A 15,664-nucleotide genomic window follows, 5' to 3' on the forward strand; every position below is an offset into this window, starting at 1 on the left:
ATTCCCCCTTCAAATACATAAAAATAAATGAATGTTCATTCATGAGGTTGTTTTCATTATATTATAGTCACCATAACGTTACAATCATAATATTCTGACTTTTATATAACTATGCTTCACTCCATTAACTTCTTATTATATGTACAAACTCTCCTAATCTATAAAAAAATAAGAGAGTTATTATTTAGCTTAATCTTATTATCGTTAACACAGCTCCTGGTGTAGTTGTTGATAATGTTGCAACAGCTAACAAACCAAATAGTTGCAAACTAATAGCATCTCCTGCTGCAAGAGTTGTAATAATTGTTGCGCTAAATGATGTAGTTGCTAACGCAGGAGAATTGATCGTTCCAGCAAGTGGTGCTCCATTAATTGTAATACGAGAACTGACTAATAATGAAGCCGTTATATTAATCGTATATGAAATATAATAATTCCCAGCATTTGCAACCGTAAATACTGTATTTCCCCCGGAAACCGTAATACCAGGACCGATATTTTGATTATTCGGAAGCGGGACATTCGTTCCACCAAGAAGTACCGATATCGCTGTTCCCGACGTATTATTTGCAAATGCATACGTCGCCGTGATACTTGTACCTGTAGCTCCCGTTGGACCTGTTGCTCCCGTTATTCCCGTTATTCCTGTCGCTCCCGTTGCTCCTGTTATTCCTGTTGCTCCCGTTGCTCCCGTTGCTCCCGTTGCTCCCGTTGCTCCCGTTGCTCCCGTTGCTCCCGTTGCTCCCGTTGCTCCCGTTGCTCCCGTTGGACCTGTTGCTCCCGTTATTCCCGTTATTCCTGTCGCTCCGGTTGAACCGGTTACTCCAGTTGGACCCGTTGCTCCCGTTGCTCCCGTTGCTCCCGTTGCTCCCGTTGCTCCCGTTGCTCCTGTTATTCCTGTTGCTCCTGTTATTCCTGTCGCTCCTGTTGCTCCCGTTGCTCCTGTTATTCCTGTTGCTCCTGTTATTCCTGTCGCTCCCGTTGCTCCCGTTGGACCTGTTGCTCCCGTCGGACCGGTTGGGCCTAGCTTAGGCACTGTCCCATCGCAACTAAAACAACACGAATCAACATGTACACCATTTTGATTATTACAACTACAATATCCATTTATATTATTTCTCCATGAAGACATGTTGATCACTTCCTTTACTTCGATCTTTTAAGTAAAATCATCTAGTTAAAAAACACCTATCTAACTAACAAAGAAATAATTTACTTAATAGGATAAACACAGATACATTCCATAGATTCTAGTAATTATTACATGCAATTTGCTCTCCTTTTGCTTGTACTTTCGCCTCATCTCCACAGATTATTAACTATACACATTTCACTTTGTATTGGGACGATTGCATATCCGAAAGAAATCCCTTCCAGCCTTGTCGTTGCTGTAATTGGAGCACCTTATTTCTCATGTTTGATGAGGAAGAGTGAAAAGAAGGTTAATTAAAAACCAGCTTCATATATGAAGCTGGTTTTTCTATTATGGCATAGAGTGAAACTATAATTAGACTTTTACAGGCAACCTGACTTCCATCTAAATTCTTCAATCTAGCCGAGTTTTGAGACGGGAGTTTTACTGCCCGTTAATGCGGGATAAAATTAATATAAGCTTTGTACATAAAATATATAACAAGTGAATACATGATTATATTGAACACACTTCGTTTTAAAGTTAACTTTCTCTTTAATTCCTTATCTTGTAATTTTAGTTCTATTCCGTTCGCTACTTTCAATCCACCTATTATTTGAAATAGCCCTCTGTAATCATCAGCATTCCCTAACAATACGTATTCCTTATCATTTTTATACTTTATATACAGAAATTCACTTCCATTTCTCTATTCATTACATATACGAATAAAAAGATCGTTTTTCTGACACTTTTATAAATATTTTCTAATTATTTTTATAATGTAGCAATATTTAACGAAAGCTTTTCTATTAAAAGGGAATGCATCACTTCTCTCGAATTTAATGTATGAACATAAATAGGGGGGATAACAATAATGTACCAAACAATTGAAGGCTTCTTGCAATCATGGACATACGAGGCTGCGTCTACTCAGAAAATGCTTGATTCATTAACCGATGCATCTTTATCACAAGAAATTGCACCTGAGCATTGGACGTTAGGCAGAGTTGCTTGGCATATCGTGACGGCAATTCCTGTTATACTATCTGGTACTGGGCTTAAGTTTGAAGGAGAAACGAAAGATTATCCTGTTCCAACTTCAGCAAAAACAATTGCAGATGGATATCGTAAAGTGAATACAGCTTTTGTTGAAGCACTTCAAAGTAAATGGGCTGATAAAGATTTAGCAACTATTAATGACTTCTTTGGTCGTCCTATGCCAAATTCTATATTTTTAATGACACTTATTAATCATCAAAATCACCACCGCGGACAAATGACGGTATTAATGAGGCAAGCTGGCTTAACAGTCCCTGGCGTATATGGCCCTGCAAAAGAAGAATGGGCTGCCGCTGGAATGGAAGCTCCTAAAATGTAACAGCAGAAAAAGACAAGGTGTTTACACATCTTGTCTTTTTCTGTAACTTGTTTCATGTGAAACTATTTTACGTATTCTTATCATACAGTTATATCTTCCTTCTCTATATTTTTAATTCCGTAATATGCAATGGCAACTCCAATTGCTGCCAATGCTAGTTGAAGGGGAAGAAAAGTTGCTGTGGGAAACTCTGGGTTGCTATTCATTGCAATTGAAACAACGATAAGAGATGAAACAATTGTAGTTGGCACGGAACGTTTACGCATTCCGAAATATAATGGGATTAAACTCATCCCCGCAGTTGCAATGGCTAAAGGAACCAGTTTTATTCCTTCTTGCACCAATTGATCTACTGTGAATGAATGAGGAAGAATTGAAAAATAACTATCTATCCCAAAGAAAATTCCTACTACTAAAATGTTAGATACAATAACTGTTATAAATGTTACTATCGCTGTAATAGCCAACTTACTAGCCATCATTTTCTTTCGGTTAATAGGATAAGAAAACATAAGTAGTATTGTTTTATTTTTATATTCGCCGATTATTAACCTTGCGATTAAGACACTACCAAAAATAATAAATGTTGCTCTTACTATTGTGCTAGCCATTAACAAAATGGCCTGCGGATCTCTTATTTCTGGATCTCCCTCTATTTGAGAAACGATGCTAACAAAAATCAATAATGCCAGTATAGCAAGATTTGCAATTACTGCTCTCTTCACGTACCAGCCAAGTTTAATTTTCTTCAGTTCTAGCTTCATAAGACGTAGCATGATAGTCCTCCCTCCTCCTAAGACTTAATCAATATAAATGACCCCTGTCTTACTTAAAATCTCCACTTTGTTTTTTGCATCACCAATCGTTCCTACTTTTATTTTTTCTGTATTTTTATCTTTCTTAAGTCCTTTTAAATCCACTATTACGTCAGTCAAATTACTTTTAGCCGTAAGTTGTAAAGAAGTCGGAACCCCTTTATATCGTACGCCAATATCCCCTGATTTTGTTTCTATAAATAATGATTTTCCTTCTGTCATATCTTTCAGCAATACTTCCCCAGATGTTGAAGTGATGTTCATATTTGAGTTACTTACATTTGTTATATAGTTATCACCAGTCGTAGACTTTATATTTAATTCTTGTACTGAACTATCTTTTACAACTAACTCTCCACTTTGCGATATAAATTCACCTTTCTCGGCTGATAGTCCTACAATCATTCCATCCCCAGATTTGCCTTTCGTCATGATACTTTTCACTACTAGATCTCTTATTTTCACATCACCCGATTTATTATTTACTACAATTTTATCTATCTCTTTCTTCGGAATAGCTATACATATACTATTTTTCTTTCTAAACGTAAAACCATTAAAAAATTTGGCTGCCTTTTGTTTTTGCTTAATCACAATTTTATTTTCTTCATTTTCTATTTTGACGGGATCTATCTCTTTATCCGCTTGTTCACCTTGAGCGGAAATTACTATTTTATTAGCGTCTGTACTTTTAAATTCAAGATTCCAGTTTTCATTGTCTACTTCTATTTCTTTTATATTATTTATCTCAAAAGATTTTTCTTTCTTAAAATCTTTCCCCTGAAATACCTTAATACCAAAAACTACACTAGCAATTGTAATGAATAATATTGCAATTACTATTATTCTTTTCACCATTCATACCCCAGTTCGTTTTTGTTTTATGCTTTTTTCACGCTACATCAATTTTATCAATTTTACGATACGATAGATAACTAATAAAAATTCCTAATAAACAGAGTACAATTGGGATAAATATAAAATCATACATACTTACTTGACCGTTTCCAGGACCAACGTTACTGTTTATTAGCATCCCAATTATCACTGCAGAAGTAATCGTTGTCGGTGTCGATTTCTTTCTCATTCCAAAAAACAAAGGAATTAAACTTATACCCGATATCATAAATGCACTTATAATAGTAGTTGGAACGGTAGCTATTATTTCCCCCATCGTAACAGGTGTTTCAAGTATTCCTATTATTGGATTCATACAGAATATGAGCAAACTAATAATGAATGTTGCGATTATCGTGCTCACAAAGCAAAAACTAAAAACAATTGCTAATTTCGCTCTCATTAGCATTTTCCTTTGCAGTGGGTACATAAATAATAGCTGTATTGTTTTGTTCTTGTATTCATCAATCACTAAACGTGATAAAATAACCGATGCAAAAATAATAAATGTAATTCTAATAAAAATATTTGCTAAAGACATGTATTCCATATAGCTAGAGAACATCAAATCATCCTCTACTTTAGATCCCCATGCCATAAGACTTACCGCAGCAAAAATTGCTATAATACCAATCGCTACTCCTTTAAAATAACTAGATAATTTATGCTTTTTCCACTCGAGTTTCATTAATTTAAACATACAAACCACGCCTCCATTCTTTATATAACTGTCTCTACACTGCTAACATTCTAATTCCAGCAGTAACGAAGCTTAACATTCCTATCACTAGTAGAATTAACAACCATTTCCACTCTGGCTTCCTATAATATAAAATCCCACTTATGAACATTACGACCAATCCACTTACTAGATTCACTAACAATCCATTAAGCATGAATGCCCTCTCCATCCATTACATTTAAGAAATATTCCTCTAAGGAACTATGTTTCTTATTAATACTTTCAATTTCCACATCGTTCATAATAAGCGCTTTTGAAATGGCTTGCTGCGTCACCTTCAATTCATACACACGAATCATATTTCCGCTCATTATTTTGTAATTTTTTATACCGAGTTTATCTTCTAAAATATAAGCTGCACGCTTCACATCAGGAACAGTGATTTCAATGTACTCTGTTTGTTTTCCGTTAATACTCTTCATTGAAACTTCTTTTATTAGTTTTCCATTTTGAATTACACCAATTGTATCCGCCATTTGTTCCATCTCTCCTAAAATATGGCTAGAGACTAATAACGTAATACCATATTCTTTGCAAAGCATTTTAAATAAGTCTCGTAACTCTTTAATACCAATTGGATCTAAACCGTTAATGGGTTCATCTAAAATGAGTAATTCTGGCTTTGTTACGATTGCCCTTGCAATACCGAGTCGTTGTTTCATTCCTAATGAAAAATCTTTTACTTTTTTATTATCTATACCTTGCAGCTTCACTAAATGTAAAGCATGGTCAATTTCATTTTTATCGTAATAGCCCATATATTCACAATGTAATTCTAAGTTTTCTTTCGCCGTTAATTTATCATAAAAGATTGGATATTCAATAATCGTCCCCATTCTCTTTAATACTTCATAAGATGTATCTGTTAACTTCTCACCGAAAATTTCAATCTCACCGCTCGTCGGTTTTATTAAATTTGTAATCATTTTCATAATCGTTGTTTTACCAGCACCATTCGGTCCTAAGAAACCGTATATCTCTCCTTTTTTCACATGCATGTTAACGCTAGAAATAACTTCTTTCCCTTTAAACACTTTCGTTAACTGATTCGTTTTTAATATATAGGTCATATCACTTTCCCCTTTCGCACTACTTTATATTTCTATAATAGACAACGGAAATCTCTTTTTTCTTACCCGTTTCTTACAAATTCCTTACGCTGCAAAAAAGCTTGTAGAATCTACTTCTCTACAAGCTAAAACTGCATCTTTTTTAATGCAACTGTAAAAATTGTTTTTTCATACGGCTTACTAGAAAGATGAATTTTTCCATCCATCGCTTCCACAAGCCTTTTCGTAATCGTTAACCCTAAACCGCTCCCTTGGTACAATCTATTTCTTGAATCTTCAAGTGTGTACATACGCTCAAACACTTTATCAATATGCGATTCATCAATTCCTTTTCCTGTATCCCATACGTCTATATACACATTCGTTTCATCATCTCTTAACGTCATACCAAGTGTCTTTCCATCGTCTCCATATGTAATCGCATTTGATATAAAATTGTTCAATACCCTACCTAATACTTCTACATTTCCAAGTGCATATATATTTCTTTCTGGTATATCAATATGAACATGAAAACCTTTCGACGTCACTAAATCATAAAAGGATAAAATCTTCTCTCGACAAACTTCATTCATATTCACTTTTGTCATCTCGATTGCCTTGTCACCAGATTCTAACTTTGCTAGATCAAAAAACTTATGAATTAGTTCCATCACTTCTAGTGTTTTCGTATGCACTTTCTCAAGTAATATTTGTTGTTCTTCTTCATTTATCGTTTTATCCTTATTTAACATTTCTGTATATCCAAGAATAACTGTTAGTGGCGTCTTCAAATCATGTGAAATATTTGAAAGCATTTTTCTCATCGAAATTTCTACTTTCGCATGATCTGCATTTGTTTTCTGTTTTGCATCTAACAATTGGTTAATTGCCACTAACAATTTTTGCAATTCTAGATCATCTGTCATAACAAGTAACTTCTCACCTGTTTTTTCATTAACAATACTTTCTAACTTTTCATATGTGTATCGCAAATTTTTGCTACTATTTTTCCTCATTTTATATTGTATATAAATGACACATAACAATATAAAAATAATACCTATTAACAAATTGACCATATTACATCACTTCCAACTTATAACCGATACCCCATAACGTTTTAATGTATTCTGGATTAGATGGATCACTTTCGATTTTCTCACGCAATCTTCTCATATGAACATTAATAACGTTATCGTCACCGTAATACTCTTCGTTCCAAATTAGCGTATATATTTGTGCTTTCGTAAATACACGATTTTGATTCTTTACAAACAGTTTTAAAATCTCAAATTCTTTTAAAGTAAGTTTGAGAGGCTTCCCGTTTTTTTCCACAGTAAAATTAATTGGATCAATCGTTAAATCACCAATTTGAATCATCTTTTCTGTTGTTTCTGTAGCTGAATATTTCGTAGATCTCCGAATTCCTGCTTTTACACGCGCGGCTAATTCAATCATAGAAAATGGCTTACAAATGTAATCATCTGCTCCAAGCCCTAATCCGACAGCTTTATCAACATCTGTATCTTTTGCCGACATCATTAAAATCGGAACAGCACTTTTTTCTCGAATAATTCGCACAACCTCTAAGCCATCTAACTTTGGCATCATAATGTCTAGGATAATCAAATCAAATGAACCTTTTAAATATGTGTTCACGCCCTCTTCTCCATCAGACGCGATTGTAACTTGAAAGCCCTCTTTTATTAAATACTTTTCCACCATCTCTTGAATTGAGAGATCATCTTCAACTAATAATATATGATGTGACATATGTCTATCCCCTTTTTACAAACGTTAACAATTCAATTGTATCGTAACTACTACAGACTTGAAACAAATATATGAATTTTCAAACCAACTTCCCTTCCTTCCTTAACAATGATATGATGAAATTCACTACGATTGTTCATAATTAACTTTATATAAAGGAGACTTATCATGTCAGAAAACAAAAAAGTAAGCTTAGCTGATTTAATGCGCGAACAACTTGCAAAGAAAAAGCAAGGTAACGGTAATGGTCAAAATGCCAAAAACCAAAGCCAAGAAACAAAAAAGTTACAAAACCAACAAACGAAAAAGACAAACAACCAACGTAGACGTACAGGTGTATAAATGAACGGACAAAAACGTTCTAATATCGCACCCGGCCTTGAAGTTGATATTGTATTAAAACAAGATCAACGAACTGGCAAATTAACACGTGGAATTGTAAAAGATATTTTAACGAACTCCCCTTCTCATCCGCATGGCATTAAAGTTCGATTGCAGGACGGGCAAGTCGGTAGAGTACAAAATATCGTTCAATAAGAAAAGGAGCTCAAGTAAACTCGAGCTCCTTTTCTTTATTACCCTTTAATTTTCTCGATGAAAACTACTTTTAAATAGTCTCCTTCTTTAAATTGATCAATGGTACGGAAATCTTCTGGTAAAGAATGTTCTTCTAATATTTTATATTTACCATTCATTTCTTTAAAGGCTGTATCGATAAAGCCTTTAAACTTTTTCATATCGAATGCACTACAATTTGTAGAAGCAACGATAATACCGTTATTTTCTGTAATGGCAATTGTTTCTTTTAATAAATTTTTATAATCTTTCGCTGCACTAAATGTATATTTTTTCGAGCGCGCAAAGCTTGGAGGGTCTAATACAACCATATCGAACTTCATCTTTTTCTTCGCTGCATATTTAAAGTAAAGGAATACATCTTCTACAATAATATCTTGCGCTTCATAATCAACTTCATTTACACTAAACTGCTCAATCGTTTTACTTAAACTACGATTTGCAAGGTCGACACTCGTCGTTTTGCTCGCTCCACCAAGCGCTGCAAATACAGAGAAGGCACCTGTATAAGAGAACATATTTAACACTGTTCTTCCCTTCGCATATTTATCACGAATTTGTTTTCGCACGTTACGCTGATCTAAAAATACACCAACCATCGCTCCGTCATTTAAATAAACAGCGAAATTCACACCATTCTCTTTTACGATAAGCGGGAACTCACCGCGCTCTCCTGCTACGAAATCATCGCCTTCAATGTATTTCCCTTTCGTATCAAAACGCTTCTTCTCATAAATGCCTTTAAAGTTTGCTACTTTTTGAAGAGCTGCTATAATCTCATCTCTGAAAGTATAAATCCCTTCGCTATACCAACTTACTACATAATAGCCGTCATAATAATCGATGATTAAGCCTCCAAGCCCATCACCTTCACCGTTTAGAGCGCGGAATGCTGTCGTATCACTTGATTTATAAAATTGCTTTCGTTTATGTAAGGCAGATTTAATTTTACTTTCAAAGAAAGATTGATTAATTTGTTCACTCTCTTTTCTCGTTAAAATCCAGCCGTATCCTTTATTTTGTTTTCCATAATAACCTTTTCCGACAAAATGGTTCTTCTCATCTACCACTTTAATGATTGTTCCTTCTTCCTGAACATCATTTAAATTTTGAATCGCATCTTTTAAAATAAGCGGATATCCACTTTTAATTTCTTTTATAAATTTCGGTTTTATTTTTACAGTTACTTCTGATCGCATATAAAAACTTCCTTTCCATTTGCATGCTTTCTCTATAGGAAGCACTTAAAAAACGAGACTGAAAAACAGCCTCGTTTCACTATACCATATTATTGCTTTGCTAGTACAACTAGCTCATCCCCTGGCATAACAGCTATATATTTATACAATGTTGAAAAAGTAAGACTACCATCTCTATGGCGAATAAATAGTATTAAATCCTCTGAATCGATTTCTTCTTTATTAATCTTTTGTTCTTCTGCAACTTGTATCGTTTTAAACGTATAACCATCTTCAATTTTTCTATTTAATTCTTCATAAATTTCATTTTGACCAAACAGTAAATGAGCTTTTTTCGAAAGGGAAATGCGTTCTTGTTCAATCTTTTCCACATCATGGATTGGAAGTAAAAATGTATTATGATGTCCAAACTGCGGTACGTATGTATTTGCGACTAATACATTATAAGAATGCGTATCTGTAACTGCAATTAAGTATTCGTACTGATTCATATCAACTTCAAATTGTAATTGTTCAGAAAGTACTTGGCCATTATATGTATTAAGTCCTTTCCCCTTTGCACATTGCAAATGCTCTTCTGATACATCTACAATTAAGCTCGGAATACCCATCTCTTTACAGTGCAATGCAAAAGCAGATGAGAATGTACTCGCACCTGAAATTAAAATTCCCGGTGGCTCCGTATTCGCCAATCCCAATCTTTTCGCTAAAAATCCAATTGAAAATCCATGAGCACAAACGGTCGTAATAACGAGTGCAAATGTAAGTGCCGTTAATATAGAAGCATCTTTATAACCTTCTTGTAATAACTCCGTCGCAAAGTAACTTGAAACCGTTAATGCAACAATACCTCGCGGCGCAATCCAGCCAACTAGCGCCCGTTCTGCTTTTGTTAACTCTGTGCCGATTGTCGATATCCAAATCGATAAAGGGCGTACAACAAATAGCATCATAAGTACGAAGCTTATAATAGGCCAGCTGAAAATCTCCATAATCGTTGTTCTTGGAAGGGATGCTGTTAATATGATAAAAACAGTCGACGTTAGTAGCACAGAAATATTTTCGTTAAAATGACGAATATCACCGATAGAAGAAATATATTTTTTCATCCGCGCAAGCGTAATCCCCATTACTGTCACAGCTAGCATACCTGTTTCATGCATCACTTCATCCGCAATGCCAAAACATAACAGTACCGTAACTAGCAAAATTGGGGCTTTTAAATATTCTGGTACTTTTCCCTTTAAAATCATATAGCTCATAAAAATACTAAATACATAACCGAGTACCATTGCAAATAATGAACCTGCAAAGAAGTACAGCAACGTATGTAATTGTACATTTTCTTTCGTTAAGAAATTTACAATTTGAAAGGCGAATACAGCAAGCAAAGCGCCAAATGGATCAACGATAATCCCTTCCCATTTTAAAATTGCAGCTGTTCTTGGTTTTAATCGCGCTTGGCGTAACAACGGAATAATTACCGTTGGACCTGTCACAATAAAAAGTCCTCCAATAATAAATGCAACCGCCCAATCTAATCCAGCGACGTAATGAGCTGCAAGTGAGCCAGCAATCCACGCGATAAACGCACCAAACGTAACGATACGAAATACTGGTTTTGATAGCCCCCTCAGTTCACGTACATCTAAACTTAAACTACCCTCAAACAATATAATCGCAACAGAGAGTGATACGAGTGGACTAAAAACATTCCCAAGCACCTCTTTGGGATTAATAATACCGAAAACCGGACCAATTAATAATCCAGCAACTGCCATAACAACAATCGCAGGAAGCTGGAAGCGCCATGCAGTCCATTGTGAAGCAATACCTAATGTAATAATAATAACGATACTAAGTAAAAGTGATTCAACCATAATGCCCTCCTTGTTCATAGTATTGCGACAGCAAAGTATAAACCATACTTTACTTCTATATATTTTCGATTGATTCTATTTACACAATATATAACCAAGTTAAATATATAGTCAACAGGAGGATATTATACTACATAAAGTGAAACTTTAATCAGCCCGCCCTCCACCTAACTTCTTCGCTTTCGCTAAATTTTGAGGTGGGGGTCTTACTGCCCAACAAATAGCGGGATTAGAAATATTATCATAATTTAAGATTACCATTGACAATGATAATGATTTTCATTATCATTTAATGTATATGAATTCTCGAAAATAAAGGCTACAACTTATAGGAGGAATAAACATGATTATTGTTACAAATACAGCTAAAATTACAAAGGGAAATGGACATAAATTAATTGATCGTTTTAATAAAGTAGGTCAAGTCGAAACAATGCCAGGATTTTTAGGATTAGAAGTTCTTCTAACGCAAAATACAGTTGATTATGACGAGGTAACAATTAGCACGCGCTGGAATGCAAAAGAAGATTTCCAAGGTTGGACAAAGAGCCCAGCATTTAAAGCTGCTCACTCCCATCAAGGCGGAATGCCAGATTATATTCTTGATAATAAAATCTCTTACTATGATGTAAAAGTTGTACGTATGCCAATGGCTGCAGCACAGTAAAAACTGTTTTTTTAAAGTATAGAATATGAGAAGCGTTACCACTTCTCATATTCTATACTTTTTTATTTACTGTCTTTTTACTAGTTTTGCATGTACGACTAATCTTCCTGCTTCTGGATCAAGTGCATAGTCACATGTAGAAAGTGTTATAATTTCATCATTAGCCGTCAATTTCGTATCCGTTTTGTAAAGGGATTTATCTTGAATTTGCTTTAAGAATGCTGTATACGCTGCATCGCTTTCAAAATCCGTTTCAATGTAATAAAAGTCCGTCGTTGTCGTATATACTGAAAAAACTTCAACGTCGTATCCTTCAAATAATGTATCGTAATACAATTTACGATGGGACATGAAGAAATCTTCATCCAACATCTTTTTTAAACTTCCAAACATAGAACCGTCCTTCATACGATGACCATATAAAATAGTATTTCGGTTTTGAGATTTCACATCATTACGATAATCCATAAAAATACTTCCCGCTCTCATATCCTCGCCTTTATAATTACGAAATAAATAGTAATCATTATCCTTCGCTTGAACGATTGGATAATTGATTTGTGTATCATCCATCGTAATCCATCCCACTATTTCTGGATTAATTTTTTGGAGAGCTTGAAACTGTTTACGTACTTCCCCATCTTCTGATTTTTCTTCCATTGGACTTCTCTTATAAATATGTTGCGCTTCAGCCATTACTTTACGATTTTCATAATAATCCATGAAAATCCCACCCAATTCATACATTGAATAGAAAAAGATTCCTAAAAATACAATTGTAAGTATTCGTTGAAAAAAAGAATTCTTTTTCCGTTCTTTCTTACTATTCAAATTATCACCTCAAAACGGATTATGCCCAGCCTTTAAATTCCCATTGGTACCATGTATAACCCTGTATCTTCGTCTTGTTTTACAACGACATCTACACCATATATTGCTTTAACCATTTCTTCTGTTATTACCTCATTAGGATTACCTTTCGTAACAATTTCCCCATCTTTCATAACGATAATATGATCACTATAACGAATGGCTTGATTAATATCATGTAGTACCATCACAATCGTTAATCCATACACTTCATTTAACTCTTTCACTAACTCTAATATTTCTAGCTGATAATAAATATCTAAATATGTTGTCGGTTCATCTAAGAAAAGCATTGGTGTACTTTGAGCTAATGTCATCGCGATCCAAACTCGCTGTCTCTCTCCGCCCGATAAAGCATGAATTGGCTTTTCACGCTTACTTTGCAAATTTGTACATGTTAGTGCACGCTCAATTGCTTCTCTATCTTCACCAGTTTGCGAAGAAAAAACATTTTTATATGGCATACGCCCAAAGCTTATTAGTTTTTCCACTGTAATATCTGCTGGCGCCTCATTTTGTTGATGGACAACAGCTAACTTTCTAGCAAACTCTTTCGGTTTATACTCACTAATCGTTTTTCCATCAAGTATTACTTCCCCACTATTAGGAGCATGATTTCTAGACATAACACCAAGTAATGTTGATTTTCCGCAACCATTCGGACCAATGATTGTTGTAATTTTCCCAATCTCTATTTCACTACTAACAGACTTTAAACGATTTGTTACATTATCGTATGAAAAGGTTACATTTTTAATTTCCATGAACTTTATCACTCTTTCTAAGCAAGAATATTAAGAATGGTCCACCAATAACTGCCATAATCGTCGCCGCTGGAATTTCGTTAGGTGGTACAATTAACCTTCCAATCGTATCCGCCGTCAAAATTAATAACGCTCCTGCAAGAGCAGAAAATGGAATTAATACTTTATGATCTGAACCGACTAATTGCCTTGAAATGTGCGGAACGAGTAATCCTACAAAAGCAATAACACCTGCAATCGCTGTTGATACTGCAGCTAAGAGTACTGCAATAGCAGAAATAATAAGACGAACTCTCGTCACGTGCAAACCTAAGTTTTTCGCAGTCTTATCTTGTAGCGATAATAAATTACACCAAGCTCCTACAAACAGTGCAAGAACCAAACCAATTGTTCCATACGTAACCATTATTTCTACATCGCCCCACGTCTTCATCGTTATATTAGAAGTCGTCGTTTGCTTAATACTCTTAATGAAATATCCACAAATCGTAATGAAAGATTCATTTAATCCAGTAAACATCGCATTAATAGCTATACCAACTAAAATAATACGAAGTGGACTTAACCCTGACTTCCATGAAAAGGCATAAACGAGATAACACGCAAACGCACCACCTAAAAAGGCGAATACTGGTGTCCAGAAAAAGAATTGCGGGAATAACGTAATAATAACAAGTGTCATAAAACTTGCTCCTGAAGATATACCGATTACCCCAGCATCGGCAAGTGGATTTTTCATTACAGCTTGAAAAAGAACACCAGAAACAGCAAGAGCCGCCCCAGTGAACAGTGCAATAATAATGCGCGGGAAACGTAAATCTTTAATGACTTCAACATCTTCATTTGCCCCTGTAAATATCCCTTGTACAAGGTCAACGATACCAACCTCTAAACTCCCTTTCATCGCTGACAATGACGTCATAACAATAAGCAATACAGTAACAATGAAGAAACTCCAAGTTTTTTTATTCATTTCACTCTTCCTTTATATGAAAATGCATCACGGATACATCATTTTCTTCAATTCATCTAAAGCTTCGATTGCTGCTAAATTTCCTGTCGTTCCAAATAAACGCTCTTCTAAATCGTAAACACGATTATTTTTAACTGCAGCGAAGTGTTTCCAAATATCATTTGTTTTAAATTCTTTATCAAACATTTTTACAACTTCATCAGGCATACCATGAGCTGCTCGTAAAATAATATCCGGATCAGCTTTCTTTAAATACTCTGTATTAGAAGCTAAATATTCTACTTGTTCACCTTGTACAATATTTTTACCACCTAGTTGTTTCACTAAATCACCAATATAGGAATGCTCAGTTGCTACTAAATAGCTCCCCGGTACACCTAATAAAATAAGCACTGTCGGTTCTTTCTTTCCTTTTACTTCTTTTTGAATGCTAGCAACCTTTTTATCTAACTTCGTTACAACTGCTTCAGCCTGCTTTTCGCGTCCATATTGCTTACCTAAATTACTAATGGAATTTTGCATATTTTTTAAACTAGTTAAGTCCACAAAATTTGCTTTCATACCTACACCGTCAAACACTGGCTTTAATTCATATTCAAGTGTTGTCACGGATAATACTTCTGACGGCTTTAACGACTTTACTTTTTCCATATCAGGACTCATCGGATTCCCGACTTCAGGTAAACCTTTATATCGCCTCGGTAAGGTTTTAGAACTAGTTGGAACACCAACTAAATCTACTTCTAACACATCCATAATTTCAGTAACAGCGACTGTCGTTGCAACAATTCGCTCTTTACTTTCACTCTTTACTTGCTTCGCAGTTTCTTTTTTAGGTGATGAGCACCCAGCTATACTCACTAATAAAATGATAGCCATTAGTACACTTGCAATTTTCCTCACTCTCAATCACCACTCCTTTCCAAACAATATGAAACAAGTC

General features: G+C 34.9%; 18 protein-coding genes and 2 pseudogenes. 5 read left to right on the forward strand and 15 right to left on the reverse strand.

Annotation, left to right across the window (positions count from 1 at the left end; translation table 11 throughout):
• Positions 1 to 184 precede the first annotated feature (184 nt).
• On the reverse strand, positions 185 to 1,132 hold the full coding sequence (locus PDQ40_RS13500; RefSeq protein WP_270691453.1) for a BclA C-terminal domain-containing protein: 948 nt from the start codon (positions 1,130 to 1,132) through the stop codon (positions 185 to 187).
• Positions 1,133 to 1,345: 213 nt separating this feature from the next.
• On the opposite strand from PDQ40_RS13500, the pseudogene PDQ40_RS13505 reads away from it, so the two are divergent.
• Positions 1,346 to 1,450: pseudogene (locus tag PDQ40_RS13505) on the forward strand (iron ABC transporter permease); the annotation flags it as partial.
• Positions 1,451 to 1,586: 136 nt separating this feature from the next.
• Here the strand turns inward: PDQ40_RS13505 and PDQ40_RS28120 are convergent.
• Positions 1,587 to 1,841 (reverse strand): annotated as a pseudogene (locus tag PDQ40_RS28120) (septation ring formation regulator EzrA); the annotation flags it as partial.
• Positions 1,842 to 2,009: 168 nt separating this feature from the next.
• Between PDQ40_RS28120 and PDQ40_RS13510 the strand changes: the two are divergent.
• Positions 2,010 to 2,513 (forward strand): DinB family protein, encoded by a 504-nt coding sequence (locus PDQ40_RS13510; RefSeq protein ID WP_000284962.1) that lies wholly within the window; start codon positions 2,010 to 2,012, stop codon positions 2,511 to 2,513.
• A gap of 80 nt (positions 2,514 to 2,593) precedes the next feature.
• On the opposite strand, the gene PDQ40_RS13515 is transcribed toward PDQ40_RS13510, so the two are convergent.
• The 7 genes from PDQ40_RS13515 to PDQ40_RS13545 all read right to left on the reverse strand — a co-directional run bounded on the left by PDQ40_RS13515 (position 2,594) and on the right by PDQ40_RS13545 (position 7,792).
• Positions 2,594 to 3,289: an ABC transporter permease gene (locus PDQ40_RS13515; RefSeq protein WP_061535684.1), complete on the reverse strand. Its 696-nt coding sequence runs from the start codon at positions 3,287 to 3,289 to the stop codon at positions 2,594 to 2,596.
• Positions 3,290 to 3,313: 24 nt separating this feature from the next.
• Positions 3,314 to 4,186 carry a DUF4097 family beta strand repeat-containing protein gene (locus PDQ40_RS13520; RefSeq protein ID WP_061535685.1) on the reverse strand — a complete coding sequence of 291 codons (873 nt, stop codon included), beginning with the start codon at positions 4,184 to 4,186 and terminating at the stop codon, positions 3,314 to 3,316.
• A 34-nt stretch (positions 4,187 to 4,220) separates the two neighbouring features.
• Complete coding sequence (locus PDQ40_RS13525; protein ID WP_001991797.1) at positions 4,221 to 4,925, reverse strand: ABC transporter permease; 705 nt, start codon at positions 4,923 to 4,925, stop codon at positions 4,221 to 4,223.
• 34 nt (positions 4,926 to 4,959) lie between these two features.
• Positions 4,960 to 5,121: a hypothetical protein gene (locus tag PDQ40_RS13530; RefSeq protein ID WP_061535686.1), complete on the reverse strand. Its 162-nt coding sequence runs from the start codon at positions 5,119 to 5,121 to the stop codon at positions 4,960 to 4,962.
• Positions 5,114 to 6,037, reverse strand: coding sequence for an ABC transporter ATP-binding protein (locus tag PDQ40_RS13535; protein ID WP_000221097.1), 924 nt, complete (start codon positions 6,035 to 6,037; stop codon positions 5,114 to 5,116). The genes PDQ40_RS13530 and PDQ40_RS13535 overlap by 8 nt, the downstream gene beginning before the upstream one ends.
• A 125-nt stretch (positions 6,038 to 6,162) precedes the next feature.
• On the reverse strand, positions 6,163 to 7,098 hold the full coding sequence (locus PDQ40_RS13540; RefSeq protein ID WP_000247662.1) for a HAMP domain-containing histidine kinase: 936 nt from the start codon (positions 7,096 to 7,098) through the stop codon (positions 6,163 to 6,165).
• A 1-nt stretch (position 7,099) separates the two neighbouring features.
• The gene (locus tag PDQ40_RS13545; protein ID WP_000018056.1) at positions 7,100 to 7,792 is read right to left on the reverse strand and encodes a response regulator transcription factor; all 693 of its coding nucleotides are present in this window, start codon (positions 7,790 to 7,792) and stop codon (positions 7,100 to 7,102) included.
• Positions 7,793 to 7,960: 168 nt separating this feature from the next.
• Here PDQ40_RS13545 and PDQ40_RS13550 point away from each other — a divergent pair, with 168 nt between their 5' ends.
• Both PDQ40_RS13550 and PDQ40_RS13555 read left to right on the forward strand, forming a co-directional pair.
• A complete protein-coding gene (locus PDQ40_RS13550; RefSeq protein WP_001293578.1) occupies positions 7,961 to 8,134 on the forward strand; it encodes a hypothetical protein in 174 nt (57 codons plus the stop codon).
• Positions 8,135 to 8,329 (forward strand): YwbE family protein, encoded by a 195-nt coding sequence (locus PDQ40_RS13555; protein WP_001014310.1) that lies wholly within the window; start codon positions 8,135 to 8,137, stop codon positions 8,327 to 8,329.
• A gap of 38 nt (positions 8,330 to 8,367) precedes the next feature.
• Here the strand turns inward: PDQ40_RS13555 and PDQ40_RS13560 are convergent, their stop codons facing one another.
• Positions 8,368 to 9,567 (reverse strand): class I SAM-dependent rRNA methyltransferase, encoded by a 1,200-nt coding sequence (locus PDQ40_RS13560; protein WP_001255958.1) that lies wholly within the window; start codon positions 9,565 to 9,567, stop codon positions 8,368 to 8,370.
• Positions 9,568 to 9,656: 89 nt separating this feature from the next.
• Entirely contained in the window at positions 9,657 to 11,447 is a 1,791-nt protein-coding gene (locus tag PDQ40_RS13565; RefSeq protein ID WP_270691454.1) for a cation:proton antiporter, read from the reverse strand.
• A gap of 343 nt (positions 11,448 to 11,790) precedes the next feature.
• On the opposite strand from PDQ40_RS13565, the gene isdG reads away from it, so the two are divergent.
• Positions 11,791 to 12,114, forward strand: a complete 324-nt coding sequence (gene isdG / locus PDQ40_RS13570) for a heme oxygenase (protein WP_000587815.1) — start codon at positions 11,791 to 11,793, stop codon at positions 12,112 to 12,114.
• A gap of 66 nt (positions 12,115 to 12,180) precedes the next feature.
• Here the strand turns inward: isdG and srtB are convergent, their stop codons facing one another.
• From srtB to isdE, 4 genes are read right to left on the reverse strand one after another with little or no spacing between them, the layout of a single operon-like run.
• Complete coding sequence (gene srtB, locus PDQ40_RS13575; RefSeq protein WP_001086113.1) at positions 12,181 to 12,945, reverse strand: class B sortase; 765 nt, start codon at positions 12,943 to 12,945, stop codon at positions 12,181 to 12,183.
• A 32-nt stretch (positions 12,946 to 12,977) separates the two neighbouring features.
• Positions 12,978 to 13,748, reverse strand: a complete 771-nt coding sequence (locus PDQ40_RS13580; RefSeq protein WP_095843177.1) for an ABC transporter ATP-binding protein — start codon at positions 13,746 to 13,748, stop codon at positions 12,978 to 12,980.
• A complete protein-coding gene (locus PDQ40_RS13585; protein WP_001036821.1) occupies positions 13,738 to 14,721 on the reverse strand; it encodes a FecCD family ABC transporter permease in 984 nt (327 codons plus the stop codon). Before PDQ40_RS13585 ends, PDQ40_RS13580 begins: the two co-directional genes overlap by 11 nt.
• A 27-nt stretch (positions 14,722 to 14,748) precedes the next feature.
• Positions 14,749 to 15,630 carry a heme ABC transporter substrate-binding protein IsdE gene (gene isdE, locus PDQ40_RS13590; RefSeq protein WP_048557708.1) on the reverse strand — a complete coding sequence of 294 codons (882 nt, stop codon included), beginning with the start codon at positions 15,628 to 15,630 and terminating at the stop codon, positions 14,749 to 14,751.
• Between the last annotated feature and the right edge of the window lie 34 nt (positions 15,631 to 15,664).

Origin of the sequence: Bacillus cereus group sp. Bc061 (genome assembly GCF_027715825.1) — a bacterium.
In the GTDB taxonomy this organism is placed as follows: Bacteria; Bacillota; Bacilli; order Bacillales; family Bacillaceae_G; genus Bacillus_A; species Bacillus_A paranthracis.